Source organism: Hominisplanchenecus murintestinalis (genome assembly GCF_943193015.1).
GTDB classification, from domain to species: domain Bacteria; phylum Bacillota; class Clostridia; order Lachnospirales; family Lachnospiraceae; genus Hominisplanchenecus_A; species Hominisplanchenecus_A murintestinalis.
This window is the reverse complement of record NZ_CALPCM010000044.1, coordinates 1-19,627: the sequence shown is the minus strand read 5'-3', so window position 1 is coordinate 19,627 and position 19,627 is coordinate 1. Positions and strand designations below refer to the sequence as shown.

Here is a 19,627-nt window from a genome sequence, read left to right as displayed (position 1 = left end):
GGTAAGTGCGCCTTTTTTGCTTTAAAAATAATTTCGATTTTTCTCATTTTGCTATTGACATTTATTAGCTGGACTTCCTGTTACCAGATTGGAGGCGGTAACATAGTTATTCTATCACATTTCAAAGAAATTCCTACAAATTTTCATGCAAAACAATAATATAATAATTATAAAAGTGTTACAATCTGTTTGTATATTCGTATAGTTAAAAGCACGTTTATGCCAGGAATAGCACCGAGTATCAAAAGGATGATGCTGCCGAGCAGAGTTAGCAGGCTATTGTCCTGTCCTGCTTTCAGATAAAGATATATTTGGGACAGATACCAGAAGAAAATCATGCAGCATAGCAGGAGAGCGTTTAATATAACCGCTTTGACGGAGCCAGAGGCGTTAAGGAATATCAGTACAGGTATTGTGAGGTTAAAGCAGATACCTGCGAGAAAATGAACAAAAATATATTTATTCATAGGAATTCCGATGCTTGAGAAGCAGGAGAAATTGCGGCTTTCTTCTCTCCAATATTTGTCATTTAGCAGAATAAAAAATGCGGTTGACAGGAGAAAGATTTTTTCGCCCAACACCTGTATGTTTTGGCAGTAAAAGAGAAAAAGAATTAAAAGGAGCTTTGCAGCAGCCAGGCTTTTGTATTGATAAAATCCCCGAATTGTTATAGTCATAAGTTCTATGAAAGGGTGCTTTCTGAAAAAAGCGGCGCAAAACTTTCCGCTTTTCTGTGAAGCAGCGGCTGAGGCATTTGTTCTCTTTTTCCAATAAAAAAGGCGGTGGACTTGATAGGATATGGAGGGTTTTCCGTCCGGTATGCGTGCTTCAGCCTTATAGTAGTCCAGAGTGGAGCCGATGATAAACAGGAGGGAGGCTATGGGAAAAACGAACCTGATTTTTAGGATAGCGGTATTCCAAATTGCGAGAAGCACAATCATGAAATAATAGTACCAGCCGATTTTCTGGAGCAGAGTACAGATACATTCTGCCCGTCTGTTAAGGGAGAGCTGGTAAAACAGATGTTTATTTCGGTGGTATGATTCCCCAATTGCCTGCTCCACTGCGATGCAGGAGATGAGGGTATGCAATATGGTCAGAGCCAGAAGTATTTTATTTGCATCTGCGGAAAAAACGGTGTTTATCCGCTCAATAAACCGGGGATTTAGGTAGGTTACCGTCAGTAACCCAGTTATCAAAAAGAAAAAAAACTGTGCGAAAGCAAAATTCCGATTTGTTATTTTCCTCCAGATAGCCAGGCCGATACGCAGATCATTTTTCATATATATTCCTCCACGCAATATTTTAAACAGTATATTTTCTATTATTATAGGGTACACGGGGGATAATTGCAAGATTATGCACTTATGTGTAACTATTCAGCGGCAAATTCCAGTTTATCTATTCAATCCTCTATAAACCCTCTATTTTCAAGGCATATCGCCTATTAAATGTTCAAACCTTATGTATTTTCCCTTGTTTTTGCCCTTATGAGCCGAAACAAGGGAAATTTTTTATTCTTCGCCGATTACCTTATCCAGCAGTCTTGCGGAAGTACGCTTCGCTTCCCTTGTAGCGTGAGCGTAAATGTTCATTGTGGTACTGACATCAGCGTGTCCGAGAAGTTCCTGCACATCTTTAGGTGCTGCACCGTTTGAAAGCAGATTGCTTGTATAGGTGTGCCTGAGCATATGGAAGTGGAAATCCTCCAATCCCTCCACCTTTTTTCTTGCTGTCCTACACATAATCCCCACCGTACTCGGTGCTTCAAATGCCCCGTCAGGTCTAAGGCAGACAAAGGATAATTCCTTGTACCCCTCTGGGACTTCCTCCGACCTCGGCAGACTGTAAACCTCATAATAGGTGCGGTCTTTTTCTTTAACCTCCAAATAGTAATTAAGGCTGTACAGTTCCCCGTATCGGAAACGGTTTTTGTGCTGTTTTGCTTTTGCAGCTTTCAGGATTGCGGCAAGCGTATCGCAAAAGTCCACGGTGCGGATTTTTTTACGCTTTGTTGCCCCTATTTCTGTTTTGTGCCTTGCCCCGTTGTAACGCATGCTGCGGCGTACTGTCAAATATTGTTCTTCAAGGTTGATGTCCTGCCAAGTCAGACCGCAGACCTCTCCAATACGCAAGCCTGTATAATAGGCTATCTGTATAGGAAGAAGTGCAGGATTGTTTTTCTTTTTCAGGAAGTCCTCTAACCTCTGATACTGTTCGTAGCTGAGCGTTGGTGTGGAAGCAGTTTCTCCGTCCTCGTCCGAGAACAGTTCGTATTCTTCTTTCTTTCCCCGCCATACCACATACTGCATCGGGTTAAAGGTTATCAGCCTTTTTGGGAATACCGCAAAACGGAACGCCCCTTGTAAAACAGCCGAAAACAATCGGAGATACCCTTTGCTGAGTGCCTTTGCGGTTGTGCCGTCAGGATTTGTACCGCCAAAGCTGAGAAAGTCTATATACGCCTGTAAATGGTCGGCGGTTACGGTTTTCAGCTTTCGGTTTCCTATCGGGTACTGTTTGATACGGTTGACCGTTCCCTGATAGGACATTACCGTACCATTGCTGAGATTGCCGGGTTTCAGTTCTTCCTCCACCCACAGATCGAGCAGCATACCAACTGTGATGTTTTCAGACTTCGCAACGAATTTCTTTTCCTCATAGTCAGCGATTGCTTTTCTGAGCAGGGCTTCTGTTTCAGACTTGCTTTCTGTTCCCACAAACTCTTTCTGTACTTTTCTGCCGCTTTCATCTTCGATATAGAAGCGTGCGTACCACTTTTTACCTTTTTTTCTTACAGAACCTTTTGCCATAGATAAATTTCCCCTTTCTATCCGTGGCAATCGGGACTGTGACATATGGTGTGCGTAAAGTAATAAGGTTACTTATGCCGATGAGTGTCAGTCATCGTTTTCACTTGTCAAAGAGCCACGGAATTTTTCTTTTTCAGCAACCCTTTCTTCGGCTGCTGTCGCTATCCCGAACAGGTCGCCCATCTTTACAGCGGTGCGTCCCTCATCGTAGATATGTAAAATCCCGTCTAAAAACTGTTTCATATCCTCGATAGGAAGTTCCATTTCTTTACGGTAAACCCTTTCCATAATCGCCCCTGACTCAATCGCATAGCGGCGTAAGGACTGCTTTAAGCCTTCGTCCTCGGCTACACGGTCAACCTCAGCCATAGCGTCTGCAAAGTGATAAGTCATAACCGTATAGAGGTCAATCATCTTTCCGAGGAATGTCGTGAGCAGTTGTTGGTGCGGTTCTCCCTTTACCACGGAAGAAACCGTATCAAGATATTTTTTGATATGTTCCTCCATATCCCTTGCACATAAAGTGCGGCTGTCATATTCCTTATCTTCGGAAAGTCCTGTCAGCCATTCGGGAGTGGTCAGGAGTGCTTCTGCCAGCCCGTTGATAATCATTGTACGCTTCGGGTCTACACCGTCCGCTTCATATCTTTGAATGGTAGATTTGTTTACTCCGACACGCTTACCAAGTTCGGGCATTGTTAAGTTTAATTCTGTTCGGCGTTCTTTTACTCGTTCACCGACCTGTTTTGCGGTGAATGTAATTTCTTTTTTCAAGGTTTTCACCTCCTATTGCTGATAGTATAGCATAGCGAAACCTATTTTGCAACCATAAATTTAATAATAGGCAAAAATATTTCTTAATCAGTTGCAAAACAAGTTGACAAGGGATAGCAAAATAAGTATAATTACAGATACATAGTTGCAAAATGCGTATTTTGAAAGGAGGTTAATAAAATGAGCAACATCAAAATGGGTTTAACCATAGAAGAAGCAGCAGAATGTACGGGTATCGGAAGAAATACAATGCGTAAGTTGGTAGACTGGGGCAAGTTGCCTGTCCTCAAGGTCGGCAGAAAAGCGATTATCCGCAGGGATACTTTAGAGCGATTTATGAGCGTCAATCAGGGAAGAAACCTGCTCAATGAAAACGATGTCCGCAAAGTAGAATAAGCATTCTCCAAGCCCTCGGCGTTTGAGAGCGAAATACACCCCTCGCACAAATCTTCGATTTGTACTCTGAGTATTTCGCCCTTGCAGGGGGCACTGTATCACAGCTTCGGGCAAAGCACCGCCGCTATGATACAGAAGAAAACAGCCCTCTGTTTTCTTCGCTGTCCGTCTTCTTACGCCGCCGAAACAGCGGCAACCGATTTATCGGTTGCAAAAAGAGTATGCCCGTCACGGGAGGAAGGAGTATATGGCAAGACATTCATTTATACAAATGTCAAAACTACCAAATGTCAAGGGAAGAATATCCTATATCACAAGCCATGCAAGGCAGGAAAATCTCTATGCCACCTACCGCACCGCCGATAATGAATTTTGGAAGAACCTTGCAAGGGAAAGCCAACAGGAATTTAAGCGGAGCGGCACAGAGGGCAAATGTATCGAAGCAAGGGAATTGATTATCGCCCTGCCCGAAATTTATACAAGATACGAGCCACAGGAAGTCCTTGAAGATTTTACGGAGGAGTTCCGCAGGCGGTATGGTGTGGAGTGCGTGTCAGCCCTCCACCACAACAAACGCAAGACGAATTATCATATCCACCTCATCTTCAGCGAAAGAAAACTGCTTCCTGAACCTGACATCAAGATAGCCACACGCAGCGTGTTCTATGATGAAACGGGAAAAAGGGTACGCACCAAGAAAGAAATCACAGGGGAGGACGGGCAGATACGAAAAGGCTGCACCGTCATAAAAAAAGGCGAGGTTTACGAAAGCCACCTCTTTACCGTGAAAGATGATAAATTCAAAAGCGAGCCTTTTCTTCGGGAGGTAAAAGAGATTTACACCGGCCTTATCAATCGGCATATCTCCGATCCCGAACAGCAGTTAAAGGTCTTTGATAAGAACAGCGTGTATCTTCCCACCAAAAAAATCGGCAAGAACAATCCCAAAGCCGCCGAGATTGAAGCGGATAACGCCGCAAGGCAGGAATGGAACAGGACAGCGGATATGGCGTTGTTATCGGGTATTTCCGAAGCAAAGATTTTAGAAGTCAAGCAGACCGAGATACACGAAAAAGCAAGCCAGTCAATCAAGAGCAAAGGCTGGCTGCCTAATCTGTTCCGTGGGATTGTGGCAAAGGCAAAAGATTTTCTGCAAAACCTTATTCGGGAAAAAGATATGCCACCCAAGCCTACACTTGATATTGATATGGCAGAGTTCCGCCATATGCGAAACCTAATGATAAAAGTACAGGATAAGGCAAAGGAAATCAAAAACTTGCAGGACAAAGTTCTACCGCAGTTGAAACAGCAGCTTGCCGATACAAAGGGGCTTTTCAAAGACAAAGAACGAAAAGCGTTAGAGGTAAAAATCAAAGAAACCGAAGCGGAGATTGCCGACAGGTTGGATAAAATTCCCGATACGCTCAAAGAGGACGGTTATCCCGATGTACAAGTTTTTATGCGTACTTTCCGAGAAATGGAAAGCGTTGTAGAACAATACAACCGTGACCTTGCTGAGTGGGAATATCAAGTCAGCAGGAAATCGACAACCGCCGCTAAAGGACCGCACAGACCGCCCGAAAGGCAGAGCGTGTTAAAACATCTGCGAGAGATACAGGAACGAAACAGGCAGAAACCGCCGCAAAGACAGCGTAAGAAATCCATTGACAGAGATAGCCGATAGGCATTGAAAAACCGCCGTTATGGTTTTACCCATAGCGGCGGCATACATAATCATTTACTGACTGCAAGCGTGATTTTCATATCCTGAACATTGATGATTGTTTCTTTCTTGCACTTCGGACAGTAGAGAGGAAAGTTTTTTAATTCCGTATCTTCCCGTATCATAGTACGGGTTTTATTGCCGCATACAGGGCAATATATCCATTCTGAAATAATAGTTGGCATATAATATCATCACCGCCTATCATTATTTTCATATTCATCAAATTGTTTTGTTTTTTTCAATATCCACAGTGCGTAACTTAAGCTAATAATACATAATACTGCACTTGAAATAATATGAATCTTCATTGAAGAATTTTCAACAGCAAAAACGCTCGAAGAATTTACAAAACTATGTGCAATAATACACGGTAAAAGGCTCTTTCCTTTGTAAAAAATAATTGTAAAAAGAAAACCTATTGCGATTGCATAACAAACTTGTAAGAGTGTAGGTATTAAATCTTTTCCGTTCAGTAAGTTTACAATATGTCCAATTCCAAAAGTAACACTTGAGATAACAATCGCCAACTTTACATTGTCATTGTATAATGCTTTGAACAGAAATCCACGAAAAATAATTTCTTCAATGAATCCAACGCAGAGCATACTTAAAATATATAACACAGTTTCTAAAACAGACAGCTTCATCGTAACGCCATTCCATAGGTTAATACTCATAATTAGAAGTAGCGGAGTAAAATATAAGAAATTTCTAAGGCTTCCATTAAAAGAACACAGACCGTATTTTTCTTTTAAGTTGTGTTTACTCACAAAAACTAAAAGAAGCAATGTAAAAACTATAGCAACGGGTGCAGCAATTATTTTTTCAGTGCCAAGCGAAGCAGAAAAGCTGTCAGCAACACTAAACAAAACAACATAGGAAACAATCCAAACCAATGAGAAATTTAATTCATTTTTCTTATATAAACGATACATTATAATCCTCCTTTTAATGAATAAACTGTTCCGTCAAATACCAAGTCTAAATCAGATATAATCGTCTGTTCGTCATAGGCCATTTCGTTATTTGCAAACATACTTGCATATCCGTGTGCAATCAGGAATAATGAACGGAAAATGGTTTTCGCCTGTTCTGTATTGACCTCTACTTCTTTACTCAGTATAGCTATAATAGGCTGTAATTCTTCAGAATTTATCAACTCAGAAATATTTTTTCCTATAAACTCATTTGTTTGAAATAGAAACCGAAACAAATTTTTTTCTGTTTCAGCAAAGCGTATATAATTCAGTCCAATATCTTTCATCGGATTTTCACTCTGAATATTAGTTATATATTCGGAATGATACTCATCTGCCTTAACATATACAGTTTTTTTCAATTCCTCTATTGTTTTAAAATGATACATAACAGGTTGAGTGGAACAGCCTAATTTTTTTGATACAGCTCGTGCATTGATATTTTCTGCTCCCTCACTTCGTGCTATCTCAAATGCTGCATCTATAATCATCTCTTTTGTAATTTTCACCTTTGGTGGCATATTTTTCACCTCTCTGTCATTTTATAATTATTGTTATATAACATAAATTATAATAAGAGGAGAGATTTTTGTCAAGTTTCGTAACGAAAATATAGTAAAAATAAGCGACAGAGAATTTACTCCCTGCCGCCTTGTCTACTTATGCGAATATAATTTCCCTCTCCACAATCTCCATAGAACAAGCCCGAATGTTATTCATCTGTCCAACCCATTCTAAGGCATTTTTCGCCTTTAGGCGTTCCGTGATACCCTGTGCCTGCTTCATCTGTTCTACAAGTCTTTCAAAGCGTTTCTCCGCCTGTTTATCGACATCCGCAAGATAAGCATTCATCTTGCCACTTGTGAGTAGCGTGGCGTAAAACGCCCTCTTATGTTCCTGTAAATATCGTTTGTGTCGCTGCCCCCATAAACCGATAGGTTTGTTTTCTTTTTCGGCTGGTAAGGTCAGGCAAGGGATATAATAATCTCTTTGCAGTTCATACCAAAGACCATTGCTTTCATCATAAATATACTTGTTCATTAAAAAATCCTCCACTATAATATATTCGCACATATGTCACAGTTCTCCGATTGCCACACTCTGTTATATCTTGTTATGGGATTTTCTTTCCCTTGATTTTGCCCTTATAAGCAGTCAGGGAAAGAGTAAACTTGTGTGAAATCATATAAAGGGATAAGGCGAACACATTGCGATAAATCCTTTATTTTCAATGCTTTTGGAGGATTTTATTGATAACCTATGGAGAGCAATAATCACTCATAATTTTATGGTTTTCAAATTCTGGTTTGTCGGGGAGTTTGTCTCTTACCCCGGATAGTCACGGAATCGATAGTCCCCATGTTTATGCCGGACGCCGGGAAGCCTGCCGCATATCCCACACGGACGGAGACAGCGTTCCGTCGAACTAGCCGCTAACTACAACTAAATACGCTCAGGAGAGCCTTCGCGCATTAGTTGTAGTTAATCGTTAGCTCACCGGCGCGTTGTCACCGTCCGTGTGGGATATATGGCAGGTGCCCCGGCGTCCGGTGTAAGCAAAGGGACTCTCGGAGTCGTAACTGCCTGATGTAAGCGACAAACTCGCATACAAACCGCAATTTGGTAACCAAACCGTAAACTTCTCTCTGATTATGCATGTGAATTTTGAATAGTTATATTCGTATAGCTAAAAGCAGGTTTTTATATTGACGGGCAATTTCTTTTGGGATATTATGACGGTAGGGTAATGAAAAATTGTAGGTTTTTGAAGGAGGAATGATACCCCGCAGCCACTTTATTCGGAGAAAGAAGAACAGAATGAGTATCAATACGGTGTAGGTGGGGATATGTCCCAGCAGTCCAGTATTTTACCGGAGGGCATTAAGGGGAAGGAGCTGCGGAACTGGTATATTATTATTGCAGTTTCGGCAATTACGCAGGAGTTTTTGCTGAGCACAGCGAATGTGACAAATCTTATTACTATGATTATTATGATTGTACTGAACAAAATATATTTTGGAAAAAGAGCGTCTCTATTTATTCAGTAAAAGAAAGGAAATCTATGGTGCAGGGCACAACAAAATATGATATTTTAGAAAGATATTTCGGCTACCCCTCCTTCCGGGAGGGGCAGGAAATATTGATTGATGCGGTTCTTGCGGGGCAGGATGTTCTGGGCATTATGCCCACCGGGGCTGGCAAATCGATTTGCTATCAGGTGCCGGCGCTTATGCTGCCGGGAATTACCGTCGTTATTTCTCCACTCATTTCTCTTATGAAAGATCAGGTCAGCGCATTAAATCAGGCAGGAATCCACGCAGCTTACATTAACAGCTCTCTGACGGAAAATCAGATTTCCAAAGCGATGTATTATGCGGCAAATGGAAGGTATAAGATTATTTATGTGGCTCCGGAACGGCTGGAAACCCCAGCGTTTATGGCATTTGCAGAAAATGCTGATATCCGTATGGTGACGGTGGATGAGGCACACTGTATCTCCCAGTGGGGGCAGGATTTCCGGCCAAGCTACCTGAAAATTGTGCAGTTTATCAAGCAGCTGCCGAAACGTCCGATTATCAGCGCATTTACGGCCACGGCTACGGAGGCGGTGAAAGAGGATATTCAGTGTGTATTGGGACTTTCGGAGCCAAAGGTTCTGGTAACTGGATTTAACCGGGAAAATCTGTACTTTGCGGTGGAGAATATAAGGAAAAAGGATGCGTATGTTCTGGATTATGTGGCAGGGCACAAGAATGAGAGCGGGATTATCTACTGTGCAACGAGGAAAAATGTGGATGCTGTGTTTGAAAAACTTGCGGCGGAGGGGATAGCCGTAACGAAATACCATGCAGGGCTTGGAAATGTGGAACGTCAGCAGAACCAGGAGGATTTTATTTATGAACGGAGCCTGGTGATGGTGGCGACAAATGCGTTTGGGATGGGAATTGACAAGTCGAATGTTCGCTATGTCATTCATTACAATATGCCCCAGAGTATAGAAAATTACTATCAGGAAGCGGGGCGCGCAGGGCGCGACGGGGAACCGTCGGAGTGTATTTTGCTGTATTCGGCACAGGATTTGGTGATTAACCGTTTTCTGCTGAACAGCAAAGAGGAAAATCCCGATTTTACACCGGAGGAGGCGCGGGCAGTCAGGGAGCGGGACGAAGAACGGCTGCAGAGCATGGTACACTACTGTCTGACGAAAAACTGTCTCCGGGAGTATATACTGCGTTATTTTGGGGAGCAGGGAATGGGGGCGTGCGAGAGCTGTTCCAATTGCCGGAAGGAGTTTGAGGAACTGGATGTGACGGAAGAGGCCAGGAAAATCGCGGCGTGTGTGGGGGAGATGAAGCAACGCTACGGTGCGCTAAAGGACTTGACGGAACCGGCGATTAAAGAAATTATGGAGCAGATGATGCTGGATGGATTTTTGTGTAAGACGAAGGATAAATATGCGCTGGTAAAGGTTACGGAAAAAGGAAGGGAATTTTTGGAAAATGGCGGAAAGATTTTTCTGAAAAAAGCAAAAGAGGAGATTGTAGAAGGCGCGTCGGCAGCCGACACTTTAAACCGTGTTTTCGGAACGACAGGAAAGAAAAAGCCCGGAAGAACAGACATTTTGAACAGCAGGGGACTGGAGCTGTTTGATGGACTGCGGGAGCTGCGTATGGCAATCGCCAGAGAAGAGGGCGTTCCGCCGTATCTGGTTTTTTCAGATAAAACCCTGGTAGAAATGTGTATAAAGCTTCCGGCTGACAGGAAAGAAATGCTGCGGGTATCCGGAGTTGGAGAGAATAAAGCGAAAAAATACGGACAGCGTTTTGCAGATAAGATTCTGGAGTTTACGGGCGGGCAGCGGGAAAAGCTGCATTTTGGGGAAATCGAAGAAGTGCTGGGAGGCGGAAGTGTAAAGAAAGCTTCAGCAATCAAACGGGAGTTTTCTCTGACCACAGAGCAGGCAGAGCGTTTTCCTTATGCTGAGAAATATCTTGTGACAGAAATCGCAGAGAAATTAAATGAGCTGCGGAATCCGGACACCACGAAAAAAATCAGCGGGGCGGAAATTTTTCGGTTTGTGCTGTCAGAGGAGCTGGCGTCCCAGGTCTTTTACGGTAGGATTCCCAGGAAAGAAGTTACGGAAAAGGGGAAATCGGCAGGGCTTTTCCTGGCGCCGCGCCTTAGCAAGAAAGGGACGGAGTATGAGGATATTTATTATGATGAGCGGGCGCAGCGTATGATTGTGGAACACTATACCAGATAGTGAATGCCCGCCGTGTCTTTTAGAAGAATGGATAAGCAATATGTGATTGAAAATAAGAAAGGGCGCCTGTGATAAAATGAAATCGCGGACGTCCTTTGCAGATGGCGGAGCCTCTTTGAGAAAGCTATCCGTTCATTGTTGCCGTAGTCAGCTACTTTTAAGAGAGTTTCTTCTTGTTTCTTTTCAATCATATCCATCTTTCTTTCTCCGTCTAATAATTCTTCGATGCCGACATCAAAATAATTTGCGATTTCAATTGCCAAATCAAAGTCGGGCATATTAACTCTATTTTTTTCAGCGGGAATTCAAATTTTTGGATACAAATTTATTTTCTGACAAAATAGTTGCACGTAATTGTGGAAGGGGATATAATAAATTAACAATTTGTGGGGCGTGTGACAAAGGCAATTTGCTAAAAAAGGAGAAGGAAAGAGTATGGGAAAAAGAAAGTGGAAAATGTGGCTGTTGATACTTCTGTTGGCGTGGTCATCCGCGGCAATGGGGAGGATGGAAGTGTACGCATCAGAGACGGAGATGACAGAATCTGAAGAGCCAGAAGCGATGGCTTCCGGCACCTGCGGAGAGAGTCTGACATGGACGTTGGATACAGAAGGGAAACTTGTCGTGTCAGGAAGCGGGGAGATGGAGGATGTGTATGAATGGCATATTCACTCGGCAAAAACGTGGGGCAGATACCGTAAGAAGATCCGGAGCGTAGTGGTTTCCGAGGGAGTGACGAGCACAGGTATGAATGCCTTTGCTGAATGTACGGAGCTAAGCAGTGTTGAACTTCCGGCCAGTCTGAGAAAGCTTGGCGACTCCTCGTTTTATAATTGCAGAAAACTGACCAGTATCGCGTTGCCTTCGGGAGTGGCAGAGATTGAGTCGTACGCATTTGAGGCGTGCATCAGCCTGAGAAGTATTGTACTGCCTTCAGGGGTGAGCAGAATTCAAGGCAGCACATTTTATGGATGCAGCAACCTAGAAAGAGTGGAAATAGAAGGTGAACTGACGGAGATTGAGGGATTCGCATTTTATGAGTGTTCAAGCCTGAGGGAAGTGGAAGTGCCGGAGGGCATGACAGAAATTAATACGTACACATTTTATGGGTGCAGCAGCCTGAAAAGTATCTTATATCCCGGAACAGATAAAGAGGATTGAGGGGTTTGCGTTCGCAGGCTGCAGCGGACTGACAGAGCTGACGGTTCCATCCGGAATCACGGAGATTAAAGATTATACATTCGCATGGTGTACCAAGCTTACCCGTCTAAATGTACCCGATACCTTTATTGCTTATGGAAAAAATGTGTTTTGTGGCTGCAATGACGCGCTTGGTGTTTACCGTTCCGGTCATTCGGAGGCAATCGCGCCAGGCGGTCTGTCAGATCTGGCGGGGGCGGAAAGCAGCAATAAGGGGACGCAGAATTATAATACGTATGGAAGAGTGGTCACGTCTTACCTGGAAGAGAATGGGGATGGGACGATGAACCGTATAGAATATGTAGGAAAGAGATCGGACGATGGAATCGCTGCGGGAAGACATAACAAAATAGGAAACTATGTCACTGCAGAACGCTGCAGCATGGACGGGAGGGTTCTGGATAGAAAAAAGATTCCTGTGGAATTGCCTTTATTCGGCGGGTTTTATGCGGGCGAGGACTACAATTTTCTTGTATTTGGGCAGCCAAATCCTGATGAAGATGACAGTGTGGAGGTTATGCGTGTAGTTAAGTACACGAAGGACTGGCAGAGGCTGGATTCAGTGGGGCTGTATGGGGCGAATACGACGACGCCGTTTAAGTTCGGAAGTCTCAGAATGGCGCAGAGCGGAGATCTTCTGTTTGTGCGCACATGCCATGAGATGTACGCGCTCAGCAATGGGGAAATCCATCAGGCGAATGTGACTTTTTCTGTGCAGGTTTCTACGATGGAAGTTGTTCAGCAAAGCACGGGGGTGTCGGTCATTTTCTTCGGATATGTCACCCATTCCTTTAATCAGTTTGTGCTTGTGGACGGACAGAAGCTGGTTGCGGCTGATCATGGGGACGCGTATCCGAGATCGATTGTGCTGAGCCGCTATAAGAAAGACATTGATAAGCGGCCTCTGAATACCTCCTGTGATACGGTAGATGTTTTTCCACTTTCCGGTTTCACGGGGGATAATAATACGGGGGCTTCGGTAGGAGGGCTGGAGGCTTCGGAAACGTCGTATTTGGTGGCGGGAAATTCTCTTTATAAGGATCTGATTCCTGAGACACGAAAGGTAAGAAATATTTTTGTAACCTGTACGCAAAAGGATAACTTTACGAGCGAAGGAACTGCTTTACGCTGGATTACCAGTTATAAGGGGAATGAGGAGGTATCTACGCCGCATCTGGTAAAGATTAGCGATACAAGGTTCCTCCTGATGTGGGACGTGGATGGTCTTCTGAATTATGTTTTTCTGGATGGGGAAGGAAATCCCGAAGGCGAGATTTATACGTCTGAGACAGGCGCTCTTTCCAACTGTAAGCCAATCGTGTGCAACGGTATGGTTACATGGTACTGCACGGAAGGGGGAGTGCCGCTGTATTACGCGCTGGATCCGGAGAATCCGGAAAAGGTGAGGATTCTGAATGAAGTGCATCGGGTGAAATTCTATCCTTTGGGAGGGGAGATGGACAGCGATTGCATGGACGTCAGGCTGGGGGAGGCTTATGGGGAACTGCCGGAACCTGTCAGAGCGGGTTATATTTTCAGAGGGTGGCGTCCTGCGGTTCAGGGAGGAGACCGGGTGACGGCCGATACCATAGTCACCACATATGGAGATGAAAAGCTGTACGCAGACTGGCATAAAATAGAGCCATGCGGGGAGAATCTGACTTGGGAGATCCAAGATAGAACGCTGCTTATCCACGGGACAGGGGAGATGTATGATTGGGGCAATCTGAAAGCAGTGCCGTGGGAGACATGCGAGCATCTTTTTGACAAAGTGGTAATTGACGAGGGGGTAAGCAGCATCGGGAATTATGCTTTCCGCAGATGCGGGGGACTTATCGATATTGAAGTGCCGGAGGGTGTGACAAGGATAGGATATCGTGCGTTTGAAAGCTGCGTCAGCCTGGAGGGCATTGAGATACCGAAGAGTGTGACGTCGATAGGCTCTTATGTATTTAATGAATGCGTCAGCCTGGAGAGGATTGAGATACCAGAGGGTGTAACGGCGATAGGTGTTCATGCGTTTGGCGGATGCAGCAGCCTGCAGATAGTTGAGATACCGGAGAGCGTGGCAGAGATAGGCTCTTATGCGTTTGTCAGATGCGGCAGTATGGAGGGTATTTTGCTGCCAGATGGTTTGAGGGCGCTTGGAGATTGGGCATTTGGCAGGTGCAGTAATTTAAAAAGCATAGACCTTCCGGAAGGATTGACCAGTATCGGAGAATATGTGTTTTATGAATGCAGCAGTCTGGAAAATCTTGTGCTTCCGGGAGAAATTACAAGGATAGGGAGAAAGGCTTTTGGCAATTGTACGGGCTTGCTGGAGATTACGGTTCCGTATTCGGTAGATGAAATCGATGATACAGCTTTTAGCGGAGTCAATGAAAATCTGAGAATCTTCGGATATGAATATAGCGAAGCTGATATCTATGCGAAAGAGCATGATATAACTTTTGAAAAAATTCCCTGTGATGTTTTTGAGGGCGCTTGCGGTGAGAATCTGGTATGGACACTGCAGGAAGGGGTTCTGACCATCAGCGGGAAGGGGAAAATGGAAAATTGGGCAGGAAAGTCTGAGACTCCCTGGTATGCATACAGAAGGCTGTTTCATACGGCAGCGGTGGGCGAGGGCGTTGAAAATATTGGCGCTTATGCCTTCTATGGATGCGGGAGCCTGGAAAATATTGTTTTGCCGCAAAGCGTAGCGAGCATAGGGCAGTATGCATTCCGGGACTGCAAAAGATTAAAAGAGATCCGGCTGCCGGAGGGAGTGGCGAGTCTTGAAAGAGGCGCCTTTTATGAGTGTGTAAGTCTGTCTCGCATAGAGTTGCCAGAAACGATAAGGAGTCTGGGCACAGAGGTGTTTTGTAAATGTGCGAAACTTGCAGAAATCAGAATACCATATGGGATAAAGAGCATAGGACAAATGGCATTTTACAAGACAGATGAAAACTTTGTGATGTATGGGTATGAAGGGAGCTTTGCGGAAAGCTTTGCAAAAGACTGGAGGATCACGTTTGTTGCAGTGCCGCTGCCGCCTGAATATGAACAAAGAGGCAGTTGTGGGGAGAACCTGAACTGGATATTGAAAAATGGAGTATTGACGATACGCGGCGCAGGAGAAATGCAAGACTGGGGTTGGGCGTCAGCGCCGTGGTATACATACAGAAAACTTATAAATAGGGTAGTAATCAGCGAGGGCGTTACAGAGATTGGAAATTATGCGTTTAGCGGATGCGAAAGTCTGGTGGAAGCAGAGATTGCAGAAGGGGTTGCGTCTGTTGGGACAAATGCGTTTTTATATTGCAGGAATCTTGAGGATATGAGAATACCGGAAAGTGTAACGTCTCTTGGGTCATACGCATTTGAGGGATGCTCCAGTCTTATAAACGTAACCATACCGGAAAACGTAACTCATCTTGGAACATCTGTATTTGAGGGATGTTCCGGGCTTATAAGCGTAACCATACCGGAAAGCGTAACGTCTCTTGGAGAATCCGTATTTGAGGGATGCAGCAGCCTTGTAAACGCTAAAATACTAGGGCATATAAAATATATTTATGCCAACAGTTTTAAAAATTGCCCGGCTTTAATAGAGGTCACGATGCCATATACAGTAACATCTATAAGCAATACGGCGTTTGAAGGACATAATGAGAATTTGGTGATGCGCGGATACAGGAAAAGCGCTGCGGAAGCATATGCGCAAAAAAACAGTATCACGTTTGAACCGATTCACTATGAGTATACAGGCTCATGCGGTTCCGATCTGACATGGACGCTGTCCGATGGAATCCTGGTGATCCGCGGGGCAGGCGAGATGACGGACTGGCGGAGCTACGACGGCGCTCCGTGGTATTCCTATAAGAATATCATGGAGGAAGTGGTGGTTGGGAAAGAGGTTACGAGCATTGGCGGAAACGCGTTTCATGGATACACCGGATTGAAAGAAGTCACTTTCCAGGGAAATATGCCGGATGTTAAGAGTTATGGTTTTTTTAATATAACTGTAAATGGGCATTATCCGGAGGGAAATCGTTCATGGGAAAATGTGAAAGAAAGATTTGGAGATGGTACATTTGCCTGGAGTGAGTTTCATACCGTCAATGTGCCTTGTGGGGAAGCGCTGACATGGACGCTGAACAGCGAGGGGATTTTGAGTATTTCCGGGGATGGTGAGATGACGCCCAGTGAATCATGGGATCAGATTCCGTGGCATGCTTGTGCAGATATGATTTCCGGAATTGCGATAGAAGACGGTGTGACGACCATAAGCCCGTACGCTTTCTATGGCTGTGTAAACCTGAAAAATATACAGATTCCTGCAAGTATGGCGTCTATAGGGGCATTTGCTTTTGGATGCTGCAATGATTTGACAGAAGGAAGATTTGAGGGGAACCGCCCTTCCTTTGGGAAAAACGTGTTTCATAACGTGGCGGCGGATATGTATTATCCGCCGGGAGATGAGTCCTGGAATGGGATAGAGGAAATGGATAACGGGGGCAGGTTATCCTGGAGCGACCACCTTCATGTCGCCGTAGAGGATATGGCGATAGAAGCAACGTGTACGGAGACTGGCAAGACGGCAGGAAGCCATTGCGGGATATGTAACAGGATACTGGAAGCGCAGCAGGAGACGGAAGCGCTGGGACATCGTGCAGCGGAGGATGCGCCCGAGGAGGCAACGTGTACAAAAGCCGGAAAGACAGCGGGAAGCCACTGTTCGGTATGCGGAGAAATATTGGAGGAGCAGCGGGAAGTCGCCGCCCTGGGGCACACAGAGGGAGAGGAAACGTTTAGAAAAGAACCTGCGTGTACCGAAACTGGTTTCCGAAAATACATATGCGCCGTATGTGGGGAGGAGCAGGAAGAGATTTTGGAAATGTCTGCGCATCTTCTGACGTATTATGAGGCGCAGAGGGCATCCTGTACGGAGCCGGGGGTGGTAGAACACTGGAGCTGCGATACGTGTGGAAAAGCCTTTCTGGATGCGGAGGGAGCCGCGGAAGCCGGCGTTTTAGCTGAAAGTCCATTAGGGCATGAGTATGTCGGTGGAGACTGTATACGATGCGGTGAAAGGAATCCGGACGGAGAGCCGGAAACGGAGACAGAAACAGAGCCGGATAGTGAACAGAACAGGAATCCTGTGATAAACGGATGTATACATGAATGGAACGCGTGAGGTGCATAATCTTAACTGTAAACAACACCTATATTGACGCAGGAGGATATGCACATGAATGATTACAGCAAAATCACAGCCCTTTACTCCCGCCTATCCGTGGGGGACGAGGACAGGGACGGCGGCGAAAGCAACTCCATACAGAACCAGAAGAAATTTCTGGAAAGCTATGCCAGACAGTTAAAATTAACCAATATCCGGCACTACATTGACGACGACGAAAGCGGCAGATTTTTTGACCGTTCTGCCTACTCCCGCATGATAGAGGACGTGGAAAACGGCAAAGTCGGCGTGTGCATTATGAAAGATATGACCCGTTGGGGGCGCGACTATCTCCAAGTGGGAAACGCTATGGAGATTTTCCGCAGAAACAACGTGCGCTTTATCGCGGTAAACAACGGGATAGACAGCGAAAAGCCCGACACATTGGAGTTTGCGCCGTTCATCAATATCATGTCAGAGTGGTACGCAAAGGACATCAGCAAGAAAGTGAAAACGGGCATTAAGACCAAAGGCATGAGTGGCAAGCCAATCGCAACCGAGGCCCCCTATGGTTATGTGAAAGACCCCGACAACAAGGATTTTTGGTTGATTGACGAAGAAGCCGCCGAAGTTGTCCGCCTTATTTTCCGCCTGTTTCTGGACGGGAAAAACCGAAACCAGATTGCCGTATATCTGAAAAATGAGCAAATCCCGACCCCCACATTCTACATGAAAGACCGTGGGCGGGGAACGGCAAAAAGCAGGACGCTGAACGAAGAAAACCGCTACAAATGGAATAAGGCGACCCTGACCCGTATCCTCACAAGGCAGGAGTATTGCGGAGATGTAGTCAACTTCAAGACCACAAAGCATTTCCGCGACAAACGAAACCACTATGTAGACAAAAGCCAGTGGCAGATTACCGAAAATGTCCATGCGCCGGTTATCGACCGCACCGATTTTGAAAACGTACAGCGGATTTTGGAAAACGCCCCTGTCAAGCGACCAAACGGGGACGGGGAAATCCACCCTTTGTCGGGCTTGCTTTTCTGTAAGGACTGCGGCGCAAAAATGCACATACGGATAGATTACAGGAACGGCGGCAAACGGCACGTTGCCTTTTGCAGTGAGTACCACAAGGGGAAAGCCAGAAATCCCAAGTGTCATTCCCCGCATATCATGGACGCGGATTTACTCATGCAGACCGTTTCGGAGGTGCTGAAAAAAATCGCGGAATACTCCATCAGCAACAGGGCGGATTTTGAAGCCTTAGTGAAAAAGAGCCTTGACGTACAGCAGACCGACAGGACAAAGAAACAGCAAAAGCGCGTACCGCAAATCACAACGCGGCTTGAACAAATCGAAAAGGTTCTGGATAAGCTGTACGAGGACAACGCACTGGGAGTAATTGAGCAAGACCGTTACGAGCAGATGTCGCGGAAATATTCGGAAGAATACTATACCTTGAAAGAGGAACTTGCGGAAATCAAAGAGCAGTTGTCCGCTTTTGAGAACGCGGGAGGACGGGCGCAGAGGTTTGTGAAGCTGACAGAACGGTATGCCGACTTTGCCGAACTCACCCCCGCCATTCTAAACGAGTTTATCAGCAGGATTGAAGTGCATGAGCGCGACCAGAAACGGGCGAGATACGCCATTCAGCATATCGGGATATACTTCAACCATATCGGCAGATTTGAGAACGAACTGACACAGCTTGCCGAGCCGACAGAGCAGGAAATCAAAAAAATGCGGGAGGAAATCGAAGAAGCGAAAAAGGAAAAGAGCCGCGCCTACCACCGGGAATATTCCAGAGCCTACCGCGCTAAAAATATTGAAAAGCAACGGGAGTATGACCGTATCAAAGCGCGGGAATACCGGGCGAGGAAAAAGGCGCAAGCCGCCGCGATTGCACAGTAAAAATAACACTAACAAAATAACCGACAGCAGAGAGGGATTTTCCGATTACGGGAAATCCCTTTTCCGCGCCCACAGAAAGGAGCGACCCATTGACAGAAAAGAAAGAAACACCCACCCCGCCCCGAAAGCCGGACGGTATCATCACGACACACAGGAACGGGCAGACCATTGTTGCGGAGTTGTTTTTCAACCACAGCGGCACAGAAACATTCCGTGACAAGATTTTGAAAATGATACTTGCCGACAAGCAGGAATAAAACGGGAAAACGGTTATCTGTAAAAATCCATTCCATTCCTATCCAATCCATTCCACACCAGACATGAAAGCAATTTGGTAATATGTCAAGAGGAAAATGAAAAAGATTTTCGTGAAAAAGGGTAACCTTAATAAACCTACGG

General features: G+C 45.1%; 16 protein-coding genes and 1 pseudogene. 9 read left to right on the top strand and 8 right to left on the bottom strand.

The window, feature by feature from the left end; all coding sequences use genetic code 11:
• Positions 1-167: 167 nt before the first annotated feature.
• The 3 genes from NFR99_RS12475 to NFR99_RS12465 form a co-directional block, all read right to left on the bottom strand.
• Positions 168-1,064: a hypothetical protein gene (locus NFR99_RS12475; RefSeq protein WP_251353783.1), complete on the bottom strand. Its 897-nt coding sequence runs from the start codon at positions 1,062-1,064 to the stop codon at positions 168-170.
• Between the two features lie 450 nt (positions 1,065-1,514).
• Positions 1,515-2,813, bottom strand: coding sequence for a tyrosine-type recombinase/integrase (locus tag NFR99_RS12470; RefSeq protein WP_251353782.1), 1,299 nt, complete (start codon positions 2,811-2,813; stop codon positions 1,515-1,517).
• 87 nt (positions 2,814-2,900) lie between these two features.
• A complete protein-coding gene (locus NFR99_RS12465) occupies positions 2,901-3,587 on the bottom strand; it encodes a helix-turn-helix domain-containing protein (RefSeq protein WP_154433076.1) in 687 nt (228 codons plus the stop codon).
• 180 nt (positions 3,588-3,767) lie between these two features.
• Between NFR99_RS12465 and NFR99_RS12460 the strand changes: the two genes are divergently transcribed.
• Positions 3,768-3,983 carry a helix-turn-helix domain-containing protein gene (locus NFR99_RS12460; RefSeq protein ID WP_004612412.1) on the top strand — a complete coding sequence of 72 codons (216 nt, stop codon included), beginning with the start codon at positions 3,768-3,770 and terminating at the stop codon, positions 3,981-3,983.
• A gap of 247 nt (positions 3,984-4,230) precedes the next feature.
• Positions 4,231-5,667 carry a MobA/MobL family protein gene (locus tag NFR99_RS12455; RefSeq protein WP_251353781.1) on the top strand — a complete coding sequence of 479 codons (1,437 nt, stop codon included), beginning with the start codon at positions 4,231-4,233 and terminating at the stop codon, positions 5,665-5,667.
• Between the two features lie 50 nt (positions 5,668-5,717).
• Here NFR99_RS12455 and NFR99_RS12450 read toward each other — a convergent pair whose 3' ends face one another.
• The 4 genes from NFR99_RS12450 to NFR99_RS12435 all read right to left on the bottom strand — a co-directional run bounded on the left by NFR99_RS12450 (position 5,718) and on the right by NFR99_RS12435 (position 7,727).
• Entirely contained in the window at positions 5,718-5,891 is a 174-nt protein-coding gene (locus NFR99_RS12450) for a cysteine-rich KTR domain-containing protein (protein WP_016220596.1), read from the bottom strand.
• Between the two features lie 9 nt (positions 5,892-5,900).
• Positions 5,901-6,644 carry a CPBP family intramembrane glutamic endopeptidase gene (locus NFR99_RS12445; protein WP_251353780.1) on the bottom strand — a complete coding sequence of 248 codons (744 nt, stop codon included), beginning with the start codon at positions 6,642-6,644 and terminating at the stop codon, positions 5,901-5,903.
• Positions 6,644-7,207, bottom strand: a complete 564-nt coding sequence (locus NFR99_RS12440) for a TetR/AcrR family transcriptional regulator (RefSeq protein ID WP_154433079.1) — start codon at positions 7,205-7,207, stop codon at positions 6,644-6,646. Before NFR99_RS12440 ends, NFR99_RS12445 begins: the two co-directional genes overlap by 1 nt.
• A 139-nt stretch (positions 7,208-7,346) precedes the next feature.
• On the bottom strand, positions 7,347-7,727 hold the full coding sequence (locus NFR99_RS12435; RefSeq protein WP_251353779.1) for a TnpV protein: 381 nt from the start codon (positions 7,725-7,727) through the stop codon (positions 7,347-7,349).
• An 806-nt stretch (positions 7,728-8,533) separates the two neighbouring features.
• Here NFR99_RS12435 and NFR99_RS12430 point away from each other — a divergent pair.
• Complete coding sequence (locus NFR99_RS12430; RefSeq protein ID WP_251353778.1) at positions 8,534-8,734, top strand: hypothetical protein; 201 nt, start codon at positions 8,534-8,536, stop codon at positions 8,732-8,734.
• 14 nt (positions 8,735-8,748) lie between these two features.
• Complete coding sequence (locus NFR99_RS12425) at positions 8,749-10,950, top strand: RecQ family ATP-dependent DNA helicase (protein ID WP_251353777.1); 2,202 nt, start codon at positions 8,749-8,751, stop codon at positions 10,948-10,950.
• On the opposite strand, the gene NFR99_RS12420 is transcribed toward NFR99_RS12425, so the two are convergent.
• Positions 10,938-11,228 carry a hypothetical protein gene (locus NFR99_RS12420; protein WP_120482738.1) on the bottom strand — a complete coding sequence of 97 codons (291 nt, stop codon included), beginning with the start codon at positions 11,226-11,228 and terminating at the stop codon, positions 10,938-10,940. The genes NFR99_RS12425 and NFR99_RS12420 overlap by 13 nt on opposite strands.
• A 157-nt stretch (positions 11,229-11,385) precedes the next feature.
• Here NFR99_RS12420 and NFR99_RS12415 point away from each other — a divergent pair, with 157 nt between their 5' ends.
• The 5 genes and pseudogenes from NFR99_RS12415 to NFR99_RS12400 all read left to right on the top strand — a co-directional run bounded on the left by NFR99_RS12415 (position 11,386) and on the right by NFR99_RS12400 (position 19,485).
• The gene (locus NFR99_RS12415) at positions 11,386-12,111 is read left to right on the top strand and encodes a leucine-rich repeat domain-containing protein (protein ID WP_251353776.1); all 726 of its coding nucleotides are present in this window, start codon (positions 11,386-11,388) and stop codon (positions 12,109-12,111) included.
• Positions 12,086-12,217: pseudogene (locus NFR99_RS15605) on the top strand (leucine-rich repeat protein); the annotation flags it as partial. The gene NFR99_RS12415 and the pseudogene NFR99_RS15605, both read left to right, overlap by 26 nt.
• A 39-nt stretch (positions 12,218-12,256) precedes the next feature.
• On the top strand, positions 12,257-17,329 hold the full coding sequence (locus NFR99_RS12410; protein WP_251353775.1) for a leucine-rich repeat protein: 5,073 nt from the start codon (positions 12,257-12,259) through the stop codon (positions 17,327-17,329).
• A 54-nt stretch (positions 17,330-17,383) separates the two neighbouring features.
• On the top strand, positions 17,384-19,228 hold the full coding sequence (locus NFR99_RS12405; RefSeq protein WP_135976246.1) for a recombinase family protein: 1,845 nt from the start codon (positions 17,384-17,386) through the stop codon (positions 19,226-19,228).
• 89 nt (positions 19,229-19,317) lie between these two features.
• Positions 19,318-19,485, top strand: a complete 168-nt coding sequence (locus NFR99_RS12400) for a transposon-encoded TnpW family protein (protein WP_120413571.1) — start codon at positions 19,318-19,320, stop codon at positions 19,483-19,485.
• Positions 19,486-19,627: the final 142 nt, after the last annotated feature.

What these genes read in the sequence shown, in the direction of transcription:
- NFR99_RS12460 (WP_004612412.1), top strand. Translation starts at nt 3,768, where the DNA reads ATGAGCAACATCAAAATGGGTTTAACCATAGAAGAAGCAGCAGAATGT.
- NFR99_RS12430 (WP_251353778.1), top strand. Translation starts at nt 8,534, where the DNA reads ATGTCCCAGCAGTCCAGTATTTTACCGGAGGGCATTAAGGGGAAGGAG.
- NFR99_RS12415 (WP_251353776.1), top strand. Translation starts at nt 11,386, where the DNA reads ATGGGAAAAAGAAAGTGGAAAATGTGGCTGTTGATACTTCTGTTGGCG.
- NFR99_RS12445 (WP_251353780.1), bottom strand. Translation starts at nt 6,644, where the DNA reads ATGTATCGTTTATATAAGAAAAATGAATTAAATTTCTCATTGGTTTGG.
- NFR99_RS12425 (WP_251353777.1), top strand. Translation starts at nt 8,749, where the DNA reads ATGGTGCAGGGCACAACAAAATATGATATTTTAGAAAGATATTTCGGC.
- NFR99_RS12455 (WP_251353781.1), top strand. Translation starts at nt 4,231, where the DNA reads ATGGCAAGACATTCATTTATACAAATGTCAAAACTACCAAATGTCAAG.
- NFR99_RS12470 (WP_251353782.1), bottom strand. Translation starts at nt 2,813, where the DNA reads ATGGCAAAAGGTTCTGTAAGAAAAAAAGGTAAAAAGTGGTACGCACGC.
- NFR99_RS12450 (WP_016220596.1), bottom strand. Translation starts at nt 5,891, where the DNA reads ATGCCAACTATTATTTCAGAATGGATATATTGCCCTGTATGCGGCAAT.
- NFR99_RS12420 (WP_120482738.1), bottom strand. Translation starts at nt 11,228, where the DNA reads ATGCCCGACTTTGATTTGGCAATTGAAATCGCAAATTATTTTGATGTC.
- NFR99_RS12435 (WP_251353779.1), bottom strand. Translation starts at nt 7,727, where the DNA reads ATGAACAAGTATATTTATGATGAAAGCAATGGTCTTTGGTATGAACTG.
- NFR99_RS12405 (WP_135976246.1), top strand. Translation starts at nt 17,384, where the DNA reads ATGAATGATTACAGCAAAATCACAGCCCTTTACTCCCGCCTATCCGTG.
- NFR99_RS12440 (WP_154433079.1), bottom strand. Translation starts at nt 7,207, where the DNA reads ATGCCACCAAAGGTGAAAATTACAAAAGAGATGATTATAGATGCAGCA.